The sequence below is a fragment of the Serratia sp. BIGb0163 genome (assembly GCF_024809935.1).
Classification (GTDB): domain Bacteria; phylum Pseudomonadota; class Gammaproteobacteria; order Enterobacterales; family Enterobacteriaceae; genus Serratia; species Serratia quinivorans.
Genome location: NZ_JANUDZ010000001.1, coordinates 1,902,562 through 1,919,808 on the forward strand (window position 1 = coordinate 1,902,562; position 17,247 = coordinate 1,919,808).

Below are 17,247 nucleotides of genomic sequence, written 5' to 3' on the forward strand. Positions count from 1 at the left end.
CTTTATTTATTACGCAGATGTCTATTGATTCCAAATAATACCCGCCGGGTTAACGGCGGGCAGAATTCAGATGACCAGACGGCCGTGCGCCATCGCCACCGAGCGATCGCACATGTGGTCGATCACATCTGCGTCGTGACTGACCAGGATCATCGTCAGGTCACCCGCCTGTTTCAGCTCGTTGAGCAGGTTGAGGATCTCCGCCTGCACCGACATATCCAGCGCCGAGGTTGGCTCATCGAGCAACAGCAGTTTGGGTTTTAACAGCAGTGCGCGCACTATCGCTACCCGTTGACGTTGACCGCCGGAAAGCTGGTGCGGATAACGGTCCAACAAGCGCGGATCCAAGCCTACCTGACGAAAACCGGCGCTGATCTTCTGTTCGATATCACTCTCTTTGAGCAATTTCAGCGGCTCCGCCAGCGTACGCAGCAAGCGATGTTTGGGGTGCAGAGAAGCATAAGGATCCTGAAACACCATCTGCACCTCGCGCCGCAACGTACCGGTGAACGGGCGACCCGGCTGCAAATCGCGGCCCAGCAGTTGGAAACCGCCGCTCCAGTTTTCATTCAGCCCGGCCAACACCCACAACAGCGACGATTTTCCGCAGCCGGAAGGCCCGACCAGGCCGAAACATTCGCCCGCTTCGATATGCAGGTTGACCTCATGCACCACGGTACGTATTTCGTAGCCCTGACGATGGCTGACGCTGAGGTTATCCAGTGTAATCAGGCTCATTTCAGCGACTCCAGCAACGCGCGATCCAATACCGGCAAGGATTTGCCATGGGTTTCCTTACTTGGCCGACACGACCACAGCGTGCGGGTATAGGGGTGAGTGGCCGAGGCCAGACGATCGGCGGGTAACTGATCCAGCAGTTCGCCTTTGTACATCACCAACACCCGTTCGCAGTAGTGCGCCACCTGTTGTAAATCGTGGCTGATCAAAATCAGGCCCATATTGCGCTGCTCCACCAGGTTCTCAATCAGCTGCAATACCTGATCGCGCATCTGGTGATCCAAAGCGGACGTGGGTTCGTCGGCAATCAGTAATTGCGGATCGTTAATCAACGCGATTGCCAGCATCACCCGTTGTCCCATGCCGCCAGACAGCTGGTGCGGGTAGCGTTGACGCAGCGCGGCAGGGTCGGGCAAGCCAACCGCCGCCAGCATATCCAGCACCTTCTCTCGCCGTTCGGCGCGGCCCAGGCGGGTATGCAGCAGCAACGGCTCCTCCACCTGACGGCCAATCGGCTGGGTCGGGTTCAGCGCATGCTTGGGATCCTGCATTACCATCGCCACTTTGTTGCCGCGCAGACGGTTCCACTGACGCTCGCTCAGGCGTGCCAGATCGTCCCCGCCCAAGGTTAAACGCTGCGCCTGTAGCTGTAACGGCGGTGGCAGCAGCCCCATCAAGGCTCGCGCAGTCAGGGATTTGCCGGAACCGGACTCACCGACCAGCGCCAGCCGCTCCTGTCCCATGCTGAAAGAAATGCCTTTGACCAGCGGCTGCGCGCCCGGCAGCGCTACCGATAGCCGTTCAACGGTCAATAAATTGTTATCAGTGCCCATGACGAGGATCCATTTTATCGCGCAGGCCGTCGCCCAACAGGTTAAAGGCCAGGCTGGCAAACAGGATCGCCCCGCCCGGTACCGCGGCGACCCACCATTGGTCAAAAATCACTTTGCTGCCCTCGGCTACCATTGACCCCCATTCGGCAGTCGGTGGGGCCACGCCCATGCCGAGAAAGCCCAAACCGGCGGCAGACAGGATAATCCCGCCCAGACTCAGCGCCGCACGCACCACCGCACTCGGCAGACATAACGGCAAAATGTGCCCAACCATCAGCCGCAGGCCACCAATGCCCTGCATCCGCGCCGCCGCCAAATAATCACTGCGACGCAGCGCCAGCGTTTCTGCCCGCGCCTGCCGGGCGAAAGAAGGCCAACTGGTTAACGCCAACGCCAGCGCACCGTTCATCAACCCCGGCCCCAGCACGGCAACAAACGCCAGTGCGATCACCAGGCTGGGCAACGACAGAAAAATATCGGTTATGCGCATCAGAATACGCTCGACCCAGCCACCGAGATAACCGGCGCTAATGCCCACCAGCAGGCCAATCGGAATGGTCAGCAGCAGGATCAATGACACCAGGATCAGCGTTGGCCTGGCCCCGTAAATCACCCGCGACAACAGGTCACGACCAAAGCCGTCGGTGCCCAGCCAATGGCCGGAAGAAGGCGGCAACAGCCGCAGCTCGATGTGTTGCAAATTGGGATCGAACGGCGCCAGCCAGGGGGCCAACAGCGCAGTGAGGATCAAAATAGCCACCAGCGTTGCGCCAATCGTTAGCGTGGTCAGTCGGCCGCGTGGGCGGTGGGCGGCGGCCGGTGCGCTCTGGGGTTCATGTTCAGAAAGATATTGGCTCATCGGGTTCGCGGGTCCACTAAATAGGTCAGCGCGTCGGCCAGCGCATTAAGCACCACAAAACAGGTGCCAATCAGCAAGGTGGCGCCAAGGATGGCCGGCGTATCGGCGGCAAACAGCGCGGTGGTCAAATAACGCCCAACGCCGGGCCAGGCAAATACCGTTTCGGTCAATACCGCGCCCTCCAGCAGGCTGGCGTAGGACAGCGACAGTACGGTGATCAACGTGCCCAACACGTTGGGGAATACGTGACGCACCAGAATGCGCGCGCGGCTGGCCCCTTTGGAACGCGCCAGGGTAACGTACTCTTTATTGCACTCTTCCAGCATCGCGGCGCGCAGTAAACGGGTGATGCCCGCCATCGACAGCAGCGCCAGCGCCACCACCGGCAGCCACAGGTGGCTGATGGCGTTGTAGAACATTTCGCGATCGCCGGACAGCCAACTGTCAACCAGGATAAATCCGCTGCGCGGCTCCATGCTGTACAGATAGATATCGTCCAGCCGCCCCGGCCCCGCCGACCAATGCAATGTGGCATAAAACAGCAGCAGCCCCAGCAGGCTAAGCCAGAAGATCGGCACCGAATAGCCGATCAGTGACAGTAGTCGCGCCACGTTGTCCAGCCAGCCGCCCGGTTTGATCACCGCCAGAAACGCCAGCGTAATGCCGCCGACGGCGCCGAGGATGATCGCGCAGGTCGCCAGTTCCACCGTTGCCGGGAAGGTACGAAGTAAATCGCTCAGCACCGGCTGCGAAGTAATGCGCGAGATGCCCATATCCCCGTGCGCCAGATGCACCAGGTAACGCCAGAACTGCACCGGCAACGGCTGATCCAGCCCCAAATTATGGCGCACCTGAGCATAGGTCGCTTCGCTGGCGTGATCGCCGGCAATTTGCAACGTAGGATCGATCGGCGCCAGGTGCGAGAGCATAAAGGTGAACAGCAGCAGGCCAAGCAGCGTCAGTGCCAGCGACAGTAAGCCGGTAAGCAGCCTGCGGCCCCAGCGCCAACCGTGCCGGGCGAACCCGGCCGAAGAGGAACGGCTGATCATTACTTGCTGACCTTACTGTAGAACACCATGTCGGGGTTGATGCCCTGCTCATAGCCTTTCAGGTTGTCGCGCACCGCAATCAGGCTGCGTGCCTGCAGGCCGATCACAAACGGCGAGCTTTGCTGAACGGCTTGCTGCAACTGTTGGTAATCCGCCACCCGTTTGGCGGTGTCATTTTCCGCCGTGGCCGCCAGCGTCAGCTTGTTCAATGCAGGGATCTGCCAGTTGGCACGCCAGGCCAGCGTTTTGCTGCCGTCTTCCGGGTTATAGGCGAAAGCGGCGGCGTTGGTATTTGGATCAAAATAATCCGGCCCCCAGGAGGTCAGGGTCGCGTCGTAGTTGAGGGATTTGACCTTGGTGGAGACCTGCGCACTGAGGCCCGGCACCAGACTCACCTTCACCCCGCCCTGTGCGAAGCTGGCCTGTAATGCCTGTGCGATATCCAGATACGGCGGCTGGTTGTTGACCTCCAGCTTAAAGCTGACGTCTTTCAAACCGGCCTTGGCCAGAATCTCCTTGGCCTTGGTCGGATTAAAACTGTAAGGCTTATCCTTCAACGCCCCCAGGTAACCCTCCGGCAGGAACGCCTGGTGGGTCTGGAACTGCCCTTTCAGCAGGTCGTCGGCAATGCCTTTATAGTCGAACAGCCAGCGCGCCGCCTCCCAAAATGCCGGGTTACCCAGTGCCGGTGACGCCTTGGCGTTGAACTGCAGGAAATAGAGTGAGGCATACGGGATCGCCAGCGGCTTGACGCCCGGCTTGCCTTTCAGTGCTGCCATCTGGTCTGCACCAAGGTTTCGCGCAATATCGGCGTCCCCCTGCTCGATCAGCAAGCGGCGGGCGGCCGGATCCGGCACGTTCTTGATCAGGATGGTTTTCAGCGTGGGTGCGCCCTCTGGCGAGCCTGGGTTGGCGTCAAGCACCACCACTTCATGCGGCACATAGGTGCGAATTTTATACGGGCCGCTACCGGCGGAATGGCTGTTCAACCATTGATGACCAAAGTCATCACCATGCTGATGCGCCAACGCTTCTTTGGCATCGACAATGGAAGATACCGGTGCCGAAAGCAGGCTAAGCACAAACGCCGGGCTGACGTTTTCGCTCCAGCTGATTTTTACCCGATGGTCATCAACCTTGGTCAGGTACTGGTCGACATTTTTAGCGTTCCAGCCCAGTTGGGTGAGGATAAACGACGGCTCCAGATTCAGCTTCACCACCCGCGACAGCGAGAAGATCACGTCCTCCGGGCGCAGCGGGTTGCCGCTGGCAAATTTGGCGTCCGGTCGCAGGGTAAAAGTCAGGCTGCGGTTATCGCTGCCCGCCTGCCATTCGCTGGCCAGCGTCGGTTTAAGCTCAATCGGATTTTTTGGATCGGACTGGATCAGCCGCTGATACAGGCTGTTAAATGACTGCACCGTGGTTAATTCAAAACCCTGAGCCGGATCAAAGCTGACCACGTCATCGATTGACTGGGCAATGACCAACGTATTCGCCGGAGTTGCTGCCTGCGTGCTGAAACTGGCCGCCACGGCCAAAAACACCAAAGAAGGGACGAACGCTTTCATCAAAACTCTCCAAGCGGATGGAATTTATAGTAATTTCGCGAGTGTATGTGAGAGCCATCGGCAGGCGAAGGTACTTAAATAACTATAGATATTCTTTTTATGTCTATAGCTGAGATTTTGATTATTAAGCAGGCGGGATTTTGCGGGCAGCGGCGTAATCGCCGTGGAAATTCTGAGTACCAGTGACATCTTTTGCGTACCGCTGCGCATTAGAGAAAACAACGTTTTGTGCAATCCCTTAGCAGCAATTAGTGTGCGACTTGTTGCTACAGGGGGCTATCGAATGGAAGCAAACACGCCAACGGATGGCGGCAAAGATTCACATAATCGGGCGGTTCAACAAACAATTGAAGATATGAACACCGTGCTGGCCCAATCGGGGCTGTTCATTAGCCCATTGACTGAACAAGATCGCCGCTGGCAAAAAGGCAGAAAAAATGGTCATTCGCTTAACTGGCGCTCGCTATTGAAATTTTATAACAGCACAGCGCTCAGGCCAGGAAGCTTTGCTTTTGTTTTCAGGTGGATTACTGCGCCGTTGACTCGTGTTGGCTTTTGCCTGTGTTACTACCACCGAGTGGATAACGTCATCGAACTGGTCGCACTGGAGAGCTTTACCAGACGTGCGGCTAAACATCCGCTAAGAGGCAAAATGCTGCAACACTGCCTGCACACCCTCTATTTTTATGGCGTGAATCTGCACACGCAAGGGCTGATATCTACAGCGCTTCCCGACATACTGATCAGTAACGTCCTCAACAATCGTCTGCTCGAGCTCTATACCCGCCAGGCATCATTCACCGTGATACCCGGCACCATGAACTGCAAAACTGACTTTCTTACATTGAGTAAATACATCGAGGATCTGAAAAGACCGCAGGATTGAATATCAGCACATGATAGGATGTGTACAAATAACGCTCAAAAGGAAGAGGCTATGAAACAGAAGGATCTAACCGACCCAACGCTAACCATTCAAGAACAAAAAGAAATCGCAATCGAAATTTTGCAGCAACATCTTCGCTGGCATATGGAGAATCCACCGCCTCATGAAGAAGTCCCCATATTAGAGCTCATTGGTCCAGTGCAAAAAAGCAAACGCCGTTTGGTGAGAAAACTGTTGAGAAAACAGCTTTAGCTTTATCTATCGCCGGGCGCTATGCCCGGCGCGTTTTCGCCGCCCTCTGAACTAAATCTGGTAATCGATCACCGTATCGAGCTGTGAGGAAAATACTTTGTCTTTGATTTCAGTCAGCGACAACGTAGGGTTACACAGCTGGATAAATCGCCAGGCATAGTTACGTTGTAACTGACTGCGTTTCAAACCTAACCAAACGGTATTGGGTTCGAACAGATGTTCGGCGTTAAGGCTGACCAACCCATGGTCGCGTTCCTTCTCGTAAGACATATCCGCCAACACCCCCACTCCCAGCCCCAGTTCGACATAGGTCTTAATCACATCTGAATCCTGTGCGCTTAAGGCGATATCCGGCGTTAGCCCGGCGGCTTTGAAAGCGCTATCCAACCGCGAACGACCGGTAATGCCCTGCCGATAGGTAATCAGCGGCAGGGTGCTGAGCATTTCCAGCGTCACCTGCGGCTGGCGGGTCAGTTCATGCCCTTCCGGTACCAGTATGGTGTGGTGCCAGCGGTAGTAGGGAAACGCCGCCAGAGACTCATCACTCATCAGCCTTTCACTGGCAATGCCGATATCGGCTTCGCCAGAGGCCAGCATGCCAACGATTTCCTCGGGGCTGCCCTGATTCAGCACCACTCTCACCCGTGGATACAGCGCGCGGAACTCTTTGATCACCCCCGGCAGGCTATAGCGCGCCTGGGTATGGGTAGTGGCAATGTGCAACTGACCTGCGTCGTTGCTGCTGAATACGTCTGCCAGACGGCGGATATTATTGGCATCATTCAGGATGCGTTCTGCCACCACCAGCAGCTCTTTGCCCGGCTCGGTCATGCCTAATAAACGTTTGCCACGGCGGATAAATATCTCAATACCCAGTTCTTCTTCCAGTTCCCGAATATGACGACTGACCCCAGATTGTGAGGTAAATAAAGTGTTGGCTACCTCGGTCAGGTTGTAGTTGCAGCGCGCCGATTCCCGAATAATTTTTAATTGTTGAAAGTTCATCCACTCCCCCCGGTCGAACAATATTGTTAAACACAGTGATACGGAGTCTGGGGTAAGGGGACAAATAAGAAATAACCTTTAGTTATGCATTTTCATGCTAAGTGAATTTTTTCACCGCGGTGAATTAACTGTTTCTAAGCCAGAAAATAATCAATCCCTTTAATATTAATGAGATAAATAACCATCATTTAAGTATGGATTAAATACTCATGCAGAATAAAGTTATTAAATATAGGTATTAGATATATAAAATAAAAAAGGCTCAGCATGCTGAGCCTTATGAAAGCGCGGTGCGGGGATTATGCCGTCGCCTCTCCACCAACAGGGCCGGAGGTATTTTGCTGCAACCACTGCTGCACATAGCTGACCAAATCACCGATGCAGTCGTCTTTCATACCGTGGTTTTTCAGCTCGGTGTCCAGTGAGAACAGATACTGGGCATTGGTGCCCAATGGCCCACTGGCGCTGGCGATCAATGGCGCGATCACCTGGTGGCTGGTATCTTCCTCAAACAGCGGGTGCTGCGGGTTCATCACAAACACCAACGCGGTCACCACTTGGCCATCGGCCAGGGTGAGGTCACACCAGGTCGGCAAATAACAGCCGGTCAGCATTTCACGTTTCCACAGCAGTTCCAGCTCTTCGCGCAGTTTGGCTTCCGGCAGGCGGAACGCCAGACCGGTGGTATGGCCGCCCTCTTTCAGCGCCAGCATACGCCCCGGCTGATGCAAGGTGCCACGTCCGGCAGTCAACCGCAAACAGAAGGCACGGTGCCAACCTTGCAGCGTGGCCGGTCGCACTTCTTCGGATTCAAACACCGGGTTCCACATCAATGAACCGTAGCCGAAAACCCACACCGGGCTGTTATCCGGCCGGCGGGATAAAGTACAATCCAGTGAGGCCGCACGCTGCTCTGATGTCAGTAACAGCGACTCCTCAATGGTGCCGAATGCTGTTTTGCAATCCGCATTTTGCAGAAAATCTCGCGTTAACACCTTAACAACCTCCCGGGAATAAGATTGCTCATACTCCCTAGCCACTGTTCATCTTATACCCGTCATCTTTCAAGTTGCAGCGTTGTTATCTGCTTACAAGGACCATCCATGGTCCTTGCCCTTTCAGGGCCGCTGCAAGCAGCGTTCAAATCTGTTCCCGACAGATTTGTCGCTCACCCCAGTTACTTAACTTTTGTAAGCGCCTGGGGATGAGCGAGCTGGTCGCCTAGCTGCAACTTGAAAGCTATAGGGTATATTTATTAACTGCGGAATTTTATTAATTCTATAACCCTTCCCGCGATAATAATGACCTTATTCTTTTCTCGTGGAGCAATCAAGTTTCACGCGGGATTTAAAGTGAAAAAGTATTTGTACTCAGCAGCAATAATATCAAAAGGTAAAATGCCACACCTAAGCATAACCAGATGATGCCTCCCAATTAGGTTATCCCTTCGGAAAGAATGCCTGCTTTTGCGCAGCTGCCGTTGTCACCAGCCTCATCAGCAAACAATTCTCATTATCAAATGGCGTGATATACTCTGCGCCAAACGAACATAAGGAGAAACCCGTGACTACCGAAGCCCCACGCTCACGCGCACCCTACCTGATTGCAGTCAGTGCCATTCGCGATATTACCCCGCACCTGCGCCGTATCACCTTCACCGCGCCGGACCTGCGCTATTACCCGGCCAACGCCGCCGCCGCACACATTAAGGTTTTCCTGCCGCTTGCAGGCCAGACACAACCGGATCTGCCGACACTGACCGAAAATGGCCCGCGCTGGGCAGCAGACGCGGTACGCCCCATTGTTCGCACCTATTCCATCCGTGCGGTGCGTCCAGAACTGGCAGAGGTCGACATTGAATTCGCCATTCATGACCATAGCGGCCCGGCCGTTGACTTTGCGCGCGCGGCAAAAGCCGGCGATAAAATTGGCATCAGTAACCCCGGTGGCCCGAAACCCATGCTGCCTGAGGCCGATTTCTACTGCCTGGCCGGCGATCCTTCTTCTTTACCCGCATTGGCGGCTTTGCTGGAAGGGCTACCGGCACACAGCGAAGGCAATGCCTTTATCCGCGTAGATAGCTCGGCCGACGTGATCGAGCTGAAAAAACCTGCAGGCCTTGAGCTAAGCTGGATTATTGGCGGCACCGAGAAAACCGCCGAGCTGATCACCCAGTTTTGCGCCTTGCCGCAGCCACAGGCCGCGACCCAATACTGGCTGGCCGGTGAAGATCGTCTGGTGGTTGAACTGCGCCGCTTCCTGCGCCGCGATCGTCAATGTGAGCGTAATCGGCTTTATGCCGTACCTTACTGGCGTGAGGGGTTAAACGAAGAGGGTTATCATAATAAACGGCATGAAATTATGGACAATATTGATGACTGATGTGGATTTTTTCCTTTATTAACGGTGTCATACACGCTCAAACTGCAATTTATGTGCCGTTAATGAAGTAATTTCATGTTACTGCGTAAAAGAAAGTAAAGAAAACCGCATTCCGTGCGGTTTTTTTGTTAACCTAGTCACATAAAGCAAGCATTTGCTTTTGCAAGTAAAACAACATCACATCATTCCCCGGCACGCACCACCGGGTGTATCCTATTATTATTAAATATAATTACATTCTGGATGCGCAGAGTTGCCTTTAACGGCAGTCAGCGATGACGGGACCACGCTGTTTGAGAAGGAGTACCATCAAAATGAAGTCGCAAAACGATCCTGGCCGATCCAAATCCCGCCACACTGAGTATTCCCTGTTGCTCCCTATCGCCGCCCTGGTGGTGCTGAATCTGTGGGGCACTACCAGCAACTTTCCGCTGATCGTCGGCATTAACATCGTTGCCTTGATCGGTATTCTCAGCAGTGCGTTCAGCGTAGTGCGCCACGCCGACGTTCTGGCCCACCGCCTGGGTGAACCCTATGGCTCGCTGATCCTCAGCCTGTCGGTGGTGATCCTGGAAGTCAGCCTGATTTCAGCGCTGATGGCCACCGGCGACGCCGCGCCGGCGCTGATGCGCGATACGCTTTACTCGATCATTATGATTGTCAGCGCGGGGCTGGTCGGCGTTGCGCTGCTGCTTGGCGGCCGTAAATTCGCTACCCAGTACGTAAACCTGGGCGGCATTAAACAGTATCTGATGGCGATTTTCCCGCTGGCGGTGATTGTGCTGGTGTTCCCGAGTGCGCTGCCCGGCGGTAACTTCACTACCGGTCAGGCACTGCTGGTTTCGGTGATATCTGCCGCCATGTACGGCGTGTTCCTGGTGATCCAGACCAAAACTCACCAGAGCCTGTTTGTCTATGAACACGAAGATGACGATGGCGATCCGCACCATGGCAAGCCTTCCTCGCACAGCAGTGCCTGGCATGCCGTTTGGCTGATCGTGCATCTGGTTGCGGTGATCGCGGTAACCAAGTTTAACGCCAATCCGCTGGAAGGTTTGTTGACCAAGGTAAATGCCCCGGCGCAATTTACCGGCTTCCTGGTCGCTCTGCTGATCCTGTCGCCTGAAGGTCTGGGGGCACTGCGTGCGGTATTGAATAATCAGGTACAGCGCGCCATGAACCTGTTCTTCGGCTCGGTGCTGGCGACCATTTCCCTGACGGTACCGGCGGTCACCGTCATCGCCACGCTGACCGGTCAGACGTTGATCTTCGGTTTGCAGACGCCACATATCGTGGTAATGCTGACGGTGTTGCTGCTGTGCCAGCTTTCGTTCTCCACCGGCAGAACCAACGTGCTGAACGGGACTGCGCACCTGGCGCTGTTCGCCGCCTATATGATGACTATCTTTGCCTGATTAACCGATGGGCGCCCTGTTGGCGCCCATCGCCTTTATAGCGCGAAAGTTTAAATCGCGAAGAAAATGCCCGCCGCAATCCCACCAAACAAAATCCATTTAATGATGTAATACCCGGTACGGTTCCACGCCTTCAGCCGCTTGCCCACTTTACGCACCGCATAAATGTACTTGAACAGCTTGTTGACGCCACCGGTGCGATCGCCCTCTTCATTGGGTGCGGTAGCCGCGCTCATCAGGTTACGCCCCAACCAGTGGTTGATGCCCTGCGCCCAGCGGAAACGCATCGGTCTTTCGATATCACAAAACAGGATCAGCCGGTTTTGCCCACTTTGGTTTTCGGCGAAATGCAGATAGGTCTCGTCAAACATCACCCCCTCACCATCACGCCAGCTATAACGCTCGCCATCCACTTCGATAAAGCAGCGGTCGTCATTCGGGGTAATCAGCCCCAGGTGATAACGCAGCGAACCGGCGTAAGGGTCGCGGTGACGCGGCAGGCGGCTGCCGTCCGGCAGTTCGGCAAACATCGCCGCCTTGACCGAAGGCAGGCGCCGTAACAAAGCCGTGGTCTGCGGACACAGGCTCATCGCCGACGGGTGGCTGTCTTCATACCATTTTAAATAAAAGCGCTTCCAGCCGGTTTTGAAAAACGAATTGAATCCGGCGTCATTAAATTGATCCGAGGCTTTGATCTGTTGGATCGCCATCAGCTGCTGCCCTTCATCGCGTATGGTTTGCCAATTCTCCCGCAGCACCTTCAACTCGGGAAATTGCTCCGGTTGCAGATAAGGCGTGGTCGGCACGCGTGAGAATAAATACATAAAAACGTTCAATGGCGCAGTGAAGGTCGAATGATCGGAAAGTTGCCGCCAGAAGGTGTAACGCACCCTGCCACGGTAATGGACATACACAACGCACAAAATAAATAGCAATAAAATAATATATTTCATGATTGAACCGCTTTGAAAATCCCAATGCCCAGTACGCCAACCCAGCATACTCCCAGATATTTCCTTTTGGCGGATGAACCCCTTCGCCCGTCTGGAACACCACTAAGCATTAACGCTAACCCAACTAAAATCTATACAAAAAACCACAATAGTTTACACAAGAGGTAAACAAGCGGAGATTGACGGTTCAGCGCTGTCCAACCAGGCCAACCAAAGCGGCCCGCCAAAGGCAATAAACGAAAATTAACTTTGCCGTTAAGCTATAAGTGGAACGTGTAAGTCACGGTAAAACAATAAATTAATAATTTGATTTCGATCAGTGCATCATAATCCCCCCATGTTTAACTCAGGGTGTTATTTAAAATAAATAACAACACCACGAACAATAATAAAAACAAATAATACGTGCGGGAAACATCATGAAAAACATATCAGATATCAGACTGAATCGCAGAACCTTGTTAAAAGGACTGGGAGTTATTGGCTTGGCCAGCATCTCACCCTGCATATTTTCCATGGCCCTGGATAATGGCAAACCCTTACCCCGAGTGCGGCTTAAACTAACCGACTATCAAACCTTTAAGTCAACCTGTGCGATGGAATGTCTGCACTGTAATTTGACGGCTTACGTCTATCAGGGTGAACTCAAGAAAATAGAGGCCAGCAAAGGCTTTAACGTCAAGTGCTGCTTGCGCGGTATTAGCCGGACCAAATGGGTATCTCACCCACTGCGGGTTAAAACGCCTTTGCTTCGGGTCGGGGAAAAGGGCGAAGGGAAATTCAACCCCATATCCTGGGATGAAGCGTTGGATCTGATTGAGCTAAATATCCGTAACACCATTGCCAGCCACGGGAATAAAGGCCTGTTGATTTCAACCAGCTCCGGCTATATGGATTCGATTAAAAACGATATGGCCAAGGCCTTTTTTGATTACCTCGGCGGTGCCACCCAACGTGCAGGCTCTTTGTGTTGCTCTGCGGTCACCGCCGCCATGATACCGATGCTTGGCCTGCGCTATGCGGATATGCGCGACACCATTTGCGATAGCCGCTATATCCTGTGCTGGGGCAATAACCCGGCGGTGACCATGCAGGCCTACTTTAAAGAATATATTAAGGCGCAGAATCGGGGGGCACGCCTGATAGTGATCGATCCTCGATTTAACGAAACTGCAGCCAAAGCCGATGAATGGATCCCGATTGTGCCTGGCACGGACACCGCGTTGGCGCTGGGGATGATTAAAATCATTATCGATGAGCGGCGCTATGATGCCGACTTTCTGCGTCAACATACCGGGGCGGTTTATCTGGTCGATACCCAGCAAAAACAACTTAGGGAAAACCCACAGGATCAAGAAAGCTATCTGGTCTACGACATCCTGAGCCGGCGCCTGGTGCGTCATGATACGCCCGCCATTGTTGCGGCACTGACGCAGGCAGAACTGCCTGCTGATGCCACTTTTACCACGGTGTTTGAATTGATCCGCCAGCAAGCAGCCCCCTGGAGTCCTGAAAAAGTAACGGCGGAGACCGATGTTCCGCAGGCCACGCTGCTGCGTTTGGCGCGGGAATATGCCAGCAATAAGCCTTCAATGATCGTACAGAATATGTCCGGCGCTCAGCGCACCGAGTTTGGCACCTATGTGGCCGCCAGCCAGTTCTATCTGGCGCTGCTGACCGGCAATATGGGCAAAGCCGGTGGCGGTGTCTGTGATGCCGGCGGCGCAAGACAGATGATGAAGTTCAATCCGCCAGTACCGGCGGCACCCAAAGTAGAAAAAATCCCGCCGATACCGGTGTCCAAAACCGGTGAATGGATCGTCAACGATCGCCCTCACCCAATTAACTTCTGGTGGATTATGACTCTGGGGGCCCTGACCCAGCTACCCAATACCAATATGGTCAAGAAGGCATTGAAGAAAGTGCCCTTTGTGGTGGTGGCCGATAACCTGATGAGCTCCACCGCCTTGTATGCAGACCTGGTGCTGCCGGTGACCACCATCTTTGAAGATCTCAGCCTGATGGCCAGCGTTCGCAGCCACTACGTGCAACTGATGGAAAAAGCGGTAGAACCGGTGGGCGAAGCAAAAGCGGATTACTGGATTTTTGCCCGGCTGGCCGAACGTTTCGGCTTTGGCGAAGTGTTTAATCAACCGATTGAACACTATATCGAAAACTGCCTGGCCGGTACCGGCATCACGATTGAACAACTGCGCCAGGGGCCAGTCAAGCCGGTTCCTGTGCCGTGGATCCCGTTCAAAGATGGCATCTTCCGCACGCCGACTAAAAAAGCCCACCTGTTTATTGAAGCCTGGCAGAAGAAGGACTTCCCGCCGATTGTCACCTATATGCAGGTTAAAGAATCGCCCAAAGGCTCTCCTGAACTGGCGAGAAAATATCCGTTAATGGCCGTGCAGCGCAAGCTGGCCCGCAGTATTCATTCCAGCCACGGCATGAATGAATGGATCCTCGAGGTGCAGCGCAATCAGCCCAATATCATGATCCACCCGGATGATGCCGCCAGCCGCAATATCCAGAACGGCGCATGGGCCATTGCTTTCAATCACCGTGGCGAACACCGGGCATTGGCAGTGGTGACCCGCCAAATCAAACGCGGCGTGGTGTGTCTGGATAACGGTTGGTGGGAACAGCAAGGGGGCAGCAGCAGCCATGTGACTAACGATCATGTGGAGGTTCTGGGCACCGGCCATTGTTGTAACAGCACTCTGGTTGACGTTCGGGCGGAGGCATAATCATGGTCAGACAATATGGATTCTTGGTTGATATGCGTGGCTGTTACGGCTGTAAAACCTGCTCAATGGCCTGCAAATCCGAAAATGCCACTCCGGCGGGCGTGCTGTGGCGCCGGGTCAGGGAATTTAGCTTTGACGATCCTAACGCAATGGCGTTTATCTCGATGTCCTGCAATCACTGTGACGATCCGCAGTGTATGAAAGTCTGCCCCGCCGATACCTACAGTAAACGCCCGGACGGCATCGTAGTGCAGGATCACGACAAATGCATTGGTTGCCGGATGTGCATTATGGCTTGTCCCTACAATGCGCCGGTATTTGACCCGGTCGAAGGGAAAACCAGCAAGTGCAACCTGTGTGCCGAACGGCTGGATGAGGGGTTGCAACCCCGTTGTGTCGAGTCCTGCCCGGCCGGAGTGCTGCAGTTTGGTGATATAGACGTGCTGCGCGTGCAGTACTCCGCTGACTTAACGCGCATCGAAACCCGTTACTCACTGCCGAACCATCAAATCAGCCATCCCAATATCGTGATTATTCCCGCCGGTTATAAGGAATAGATGCCATGTCTGAATATGAACTTCCCCTGGTCTTTTTTACCGTATTTTGTCAGTGGGCGGTGGGCACGATTGTGGCCATCACAATACTAATCCTCGCCCAGCCGATATGGCTGACGGAAGAAAAACGCTTTAATGCCCTGCGCAACATGGCGGTGGTTATTCTAACCGTCAATATTCTCGGTTCGATGCTGTCGCTATTGCATCTGGGCTCGCCAACCGGTGCCTACCGCGCCATTTTGGGTATCGGTCATTCCTGGTTAAGCCGGGAAGTCGTCGCTTTCTTCTTGCTCAATGCGGTGGTGTTTAGCTGGGCGGCCATCCTGTTTCGCTTTAACCGCAGCCATGCCTTAATCCGCGGCGTTAGCCTGCTGGCTTCCGTTGCCGGGCTGGCTGCGATTCTGGTTTCGGCGCAGGTTTATTACCAGATGAGCAGCCACCCGCTGTGGCACTCACCCATCACCCATCTCAGCTTTATTACCACGGCGCTGCTGTTGGGTTTTGCCACTCTGGGCCTGAGGATCAGTGTCTTCAATGCCACGCTGGATGAGCATCAGCGACAGCTTCCCACCCAACTGCCGGGCGGCATTTTGCTGGCGGTGGCACTGATGTTGGCGGTGATCCTGGGGTACAGCGCAGGCTTTAGTGAACAGGGTAAAATGTTGGCCAGTGCCATCGCCATCTTTGGCTCAGGCCTGATGGTCTGGCTGATTTTTGCCGGGTTGATTATCGCGACCGGGCTGGCGACCTATCTTTATCGCCGACCGGTGTTGTCAGCAGGAACCGCCAGCGTGCTGATGCTGGCCCTGCTTTGCGCCTCGGTGAGTGGCCGGATGCTATTTTACTCTGGCGTGATGGGCCAGTATCCTTGGTTTTGAGATGATCGGTCGGCCCCCATTTCCAGCGCAGTAAAAAGGCCGCCGAAGCGGCGGCCTTCAATTAGCGGGCAGGTTTTAACTGTAGGCGTTGAGCGTACGCTGGCACAGGGCGGAGCGGACGCAGTCTTGTTTGTCAAAGCGGATGATGCCGATCATTTCATCCTCCTCGAAGCGTTCCATCGCATCGCTGAGGCCGGACTTCACGCCGCGTGGCAAGTCGCATTGGGTGACGTCACCATTAACGATTACCGTTACGTTCTCACCCAAACGGGTCAGGAACATCTTCATCTGGCTGGCGGTTACGTTCTGGGCTTCATCCAGGATAACGACCGCATTTTCGAAGGTACGCCCGCGCATGTAGGCGAAAGGCGCGATCTCTACCTTGCCGATTTCCGGACGCAGGCAGTATTGCATAAAGGACGATCCTAAACGGCGCACCAGAATGTCATACACCGGACGGAAATAAGGGGCGAACTTCTCAGAAATGTCCCCGGGTAAGAAACCGAGGTCTTCATCCGCCTGCAGAACCGGACGAGTAACGATAATCCGATCCACTTCTTTATGTATAAGGGCTTCTGCCGCTTTCGCAGCGCTGATGAAAGTTTTGCCGCAGCCGGCTTCACCGGTGGCAAAAATCAACTGCTTCTTATCTATGGCGATTAAGTAATGACCCTGAGCTTCGGTTCGTGCCTCTATGGGAGAGCTATCGCGCTTGTCACGTGCCATGCCGATAGACTCAACACCACCCATTTGTACCAGCGAGGTTACGGATTCTTCTTCAAGCTGGCGATGACTACGAGCGTCACGACGAATAACGCGTTTCGCTTCACGACGTGCTTTGATCACTGCTTTTTGTCTCATAGTGGCACCTTACAGTTTGTTTCACCTACCGCATCGGCCTGGCCGCGCGATTATGTTTCACACACAGATTAGGTTTCGGCTTCCTTTCGAGCCAACAATAGCCAATTGAAAAAGTGAATATACGGCGGGCGTGACGGCACACCGATGTTTCACGGGATAACGCGATTGCGTAATTAAAACCAGATTAAAAAGTGACAAGAATTTTTGATGACGAGAGTGCGGAGTAGCCAGGAAAAGAGAGTCGGAGCGAATGCCCTCGTT

General features: G+C 54.3%; 16 protein-coding genes. 7 read left to right on the forward strand and 9 right to left on the reverse strand.

Annotated elements, in window-relative coordinates:
* Positions 1–66 precede the first annotated feature (66 nt).
* From M2406_RS09135 to M2406_RS09155, 5 genes are read right to left on the reverse strand one after another with little or no spacing between them, the layout of a single operon-like run.
* On the reverse strand, positions 67–738 hold the full coding sequence (locus tag M2406_RS09135; RefSeq protein WP_259189703.1) for an ABC transporter ATP-binding protein: 672 nt from the start codon (positions 736–738) through the stop codon (positions 67–69).
* Positions 735–1,571, reverse strand: a complete 837-nt coding sequence (locus M2406_RS09140; RefSeq protein ID WP_012145636.1) for an ABC transporter ATP-binding protein — start codon at positions 1,569–1,571, stop codon at positions 735–737. The genes M2406_RS09135 and M2406_RS09140 overlap by 4 nt, the downstream gene beginning before the upstream one ends.
* Positions 1,561–2,430: an ABC transporter permease gene (locus M2406_RS09145; RefSeq protein ID WP_259189705.1), complete on the reverse strand. Its 870-nt coding sequence runs from the start codon at positions 2,428–2,430 to the stop codon at positions 1,561–1,563. The genes M2406_RS09140 and M2406_RS09145 overlap by 11 nt, the downstream gene beginning before the upstream one ends.
* Positions 2,427–3,479: an ABC transporter permease gene (locus M2406_RS09150; RefSeq protein ID WP_259189706.1), complete on the reverse strand. Its 1,053-nt coding sequence runs from the start codon at positions 3,477–3,479 to the stop codon at positions 2,427–2,429. Before M2406_RS09150 ends, M2406_RS09145 begins: the two co-directional genes overlap by 4 nt.
* Positions 3,479–5,047 carry an ABC transporter substrate-binding protein gene (locus M2406_RS09155; protein ID WP_259189707.1) on the reverse strand — a complete coding sequence of 523 codons (1,569 nt, stop codon included), beginning with the start codon at positions 5,045–5,047 and terminating at the stop codon, positions 3,479–3,481. The genes M2406_RS09150 and M2406_RS09155 overlap by 1 nt, the downstream gene beginning before the upstream one ends.
* A gap of 283 nt (positions 5,048–5,330) precedes the next feature.
* Here M2406_RS09155 and M2406_RS09160 point away from each other — a divergent pair, with 283 nt between their 5' ends.
* Positions 5,331–5,933 carry a hypothetical protein gene (locus M2406_RS09160; RefSeq protein ID WP_112364276.1) on the forward strand — a complete coding sequence of 201 codons (603 nt, stop codon included), beginning with the start codon at positions 5,331–5,333 and terminating at the stop codon, positions 5,931–5,933.
* Positions 5,934–5,984: 51 nt separating this feature from the next.
* Positions 5,985–6,185, forward strand: a complete 201-nt coding sequence (locus M2406_RS09165) for a hypothetical protein (RefSeq protein ID WP_017893195.1) — start codon at positions 5,985–5,987, stop codon at positions 6,183–6,185.
* Positions 6,186–6,236: 51 nt separating this feature from the next.
* Here M2406_RS09165 and cbl read toward each other — a convergent pair whose 3' ends face one another.
* Entirely contained in the window at positions 6,237–7,190 is a 954-nt protein-coding gene (gene cbl / locus M2406_RS09170; protein WP_012145640.1) for an HTH-type transcriptional regulator Cbl, read from the reverse strand.
* Between the two features lie 299 nt (positions 7,191–7,489).
* Positions 7,490–8,185, reverse strand: a complete 696-nt coding sequence (locus M2406_RS09175) for a gamma-glutamylcyclotransferase (RefSeq protein ID WP_259189708.1) — start codon at positions 8,183–8,185, stop codon at positions 7,490–7,492.
* A gap of 568 nt (positions 8,186–8,753) precedes the next feature.
* On the opposite strand from M2406_RS09175, the gene M2406_RS09180 reads away from it, so the two are divergent.
* The gene (locus M2406_RS09180) at positions 8,754–9,572 is read left to right on the forward strand and encodes a siderophore-interacting protein (protein ID WP_012145642.1); all 819 of its coding nucleotides are present in this window, start codon (positions 8,754–8,756) and stop codon (positions 9,570–9,572) included.
* 314 nt (positions 9,573–9,886) lie between these two features.
* Positions 9,887–10,987 (forward strand): sodium-potassium/proton antiporter ChaA, encoded by a 1,101-nt coding sequence (gene chaA / locus M2406_RS09185; RefSeq protein ID WP_012145643.1) that lies wholly within the window; start codon positions 9,887–9,889, stop codon positions 10,985–10,987.
* A 50-nt stretch (positions 10,988–11,037) separates the two neighbouring features.
* Here chaA and lpxO read toward each other — a convergent pair whose 3' ends face one another.
* On the reverse strand, positions 11,038–11,940 hold the full coding sequence (gene lpxO / locus M2406_RS09190) for a lipid A hydroxylase LpxO (protein ID WP_259189709.1): 903 nt from the start codon (positions 11,938–11,940) through the stop codon (positions 11,038–11,040).
* A gap of 419 nt (positions 11,941–12,359) precedes the next feature.
* Here lpxO and M2406_RS09195 point away from each other — a divergent pair, with 419 nt between their 5' ends.
* The 3 genes from M2406_RS09195 to M2406_RS09205 are packed head-to-tail and all read left to right on the forward strand — an operon-like array spanning position 12,360 to position 16,125.
* Positions 12,360–14,693, forward strand: coding sequence for a molybdopterin-dependent oxidoreductase (locus M2406_RS09195; RefSeq protein WP_259189710.1), 2,334 nt, complete (start codon positions 12,360–12,362; stop codon positions 14,691–14,693).
* A 2-nt stretch (positions 14,694–14,695) separates the two neighbouring features.
* Positions 14,696–15,250 carry a 4Fe-4S dicluster domain-containing protein gene (locus tag M2406_RS09200; RefSeq protein WP_259189711.1) on the forward strand — a complete coding sequence of 185 codons (555 nt, stop codon included), beginning with the start codon at positions 14,696–14,698 and terminating at the stop codon, positions 15,248–15,250.
* Positions 15,251–15,255: 5 nt separating this feature from the next.
* The gene (locus M2406_RS09205; protein WP_259189712.1) at positions 15,256–16,125 is read left to right on the forward strand and encodes a DmsC/YnfH family molybdoenzyme membrane anchor subunit; all 870 of its coding nucleotides are present in this window, start codon (positions 15,256–15,258) and stop codon (positions 16,123–16,125) included.
* 75 nt (positions 16,126–16,200) lie between these two features.
* Here the strand turns inward: M2406_RS09205 and phoH are convergent, their stop codons facing one another.
* Positions 16,201–16,986 carry a phosphate starvation-inducible protein PhoH gene (gene phoH, locus M2406_RS09210; protein WP_004945903.1) on the reverse strand — a complete coding sequence of 262 codons (786 nt, stop codon included), beginning with the start codon at positions 16,984–16,986 and terminating at the stop codon, positions 16,201–16,203.
* Between the last annotated feature and the right edge of the window lie 261 nt (positions 16,987–17,247).

What these genes read in the sequence shown, in the direction of transcription:
- M2406_RS09135 (WP_259189703.1), bottom strand. Translation starts at nt 738, where the DNA reads ATGAGCCTGATTACACTGGATAACCTCAGCGTCAGCCATCGTCAGGGC.
- M2406_RS09140 (WP_012145636.1), bottom strand. Translation starts at nt 1,571, where the DNA reads ATGGGCACTGATAACAATTTATTGACCGTTGAACGGCTATCGGTAGCG.
- M2406_RS09145 (WP_259189705.1), bottom strand. Translation starts at nt 2,430, where the DNA reads ATGAGCCAATATCTTTCTGAACATGAACCCCAGAGCGCACCGGCCGCC.
- M2406_RS09150 (WP_259189706.1), bottom strand. Translation starts at nt 3,479, where the DNA reads ATGATCAGCCGTTCCTCTTCGGCCGGGTTCGCCCGGCACGGTTGGCGC.
- M2406_RS09155 (WP_259189707.1), bottom strand. Translation starts at nt 5,047, where the DNA reads ATGAAAGCGTTCGTCCCTTCTTTGGTGTTTTTGGCCGTGGCGGCCAGT.
- M2406_RS09160 (WP_112364276.1), top strand. Translation starts at nt 5,331, where the DNA reads ATGGAAGCAAACACGCCAACGGATGGCGGCAAAGATTCACATAATCGG.
- M2406_RS09165 (WP_017893195.1), top strand. Translation starts at nt 5,985, where the DNA reads ATGAAACAGAAGGATCTAACCGACCCAACGCTAACCATTCAAGAACAA.
- cbl (WP_012145640.1), bottom strand. Translation starts at nt 7,190, where the DNA reads ATGAACTTTCAACAATTAAAAATTATTCGGGAATCGGCGCGCTGCAAC.
- chaA (WP_012145643.1), top strand. Translation starts at nt 9,887, where the DNA reads ATGAAGTCGCAAAACGATCCTGGCCGATCCAAATCCCGCCACACTGAG.
- lpxO (WP_259189709.1), bottom strand. Translation starts at nt 11,940, where the DNA reads ATGAAATATATTATTTTATTGCTATTTATTTTGTGCGTTGTGTATGTC.
- M2406_RS09195 (WP_259189710.1), top strand. Translation starts at nt 12,360, where the DNA reads ATGAAAAACATATCAGATATCAGACTGAATCGCAGAACCTTGTTAAAA.
- M2406_RS09200 (WP_259189711.1), top strand. Translation starts at nt 14,696, where the DNA reads ATGGTCAGACAATATGGATTCTTGGTTGATATGCGTGGCTGTTACGGC.
- M2406_RS09205 (WP_259189712.1), top strand. Translation starts at nt 15,256, where the DNA reads ATGTCTGAATATGAACTTCCCCTGGTCTTTTTTACCGTATTTTGTCAG.
- phoH (WP_004945903.1), bottom strand. Translation starts at nt 16,986, where the DNA reads ATGAGACAAAAAGCAGTGATCAAAGCACGTCGTGAAGCGAAACGCGTT.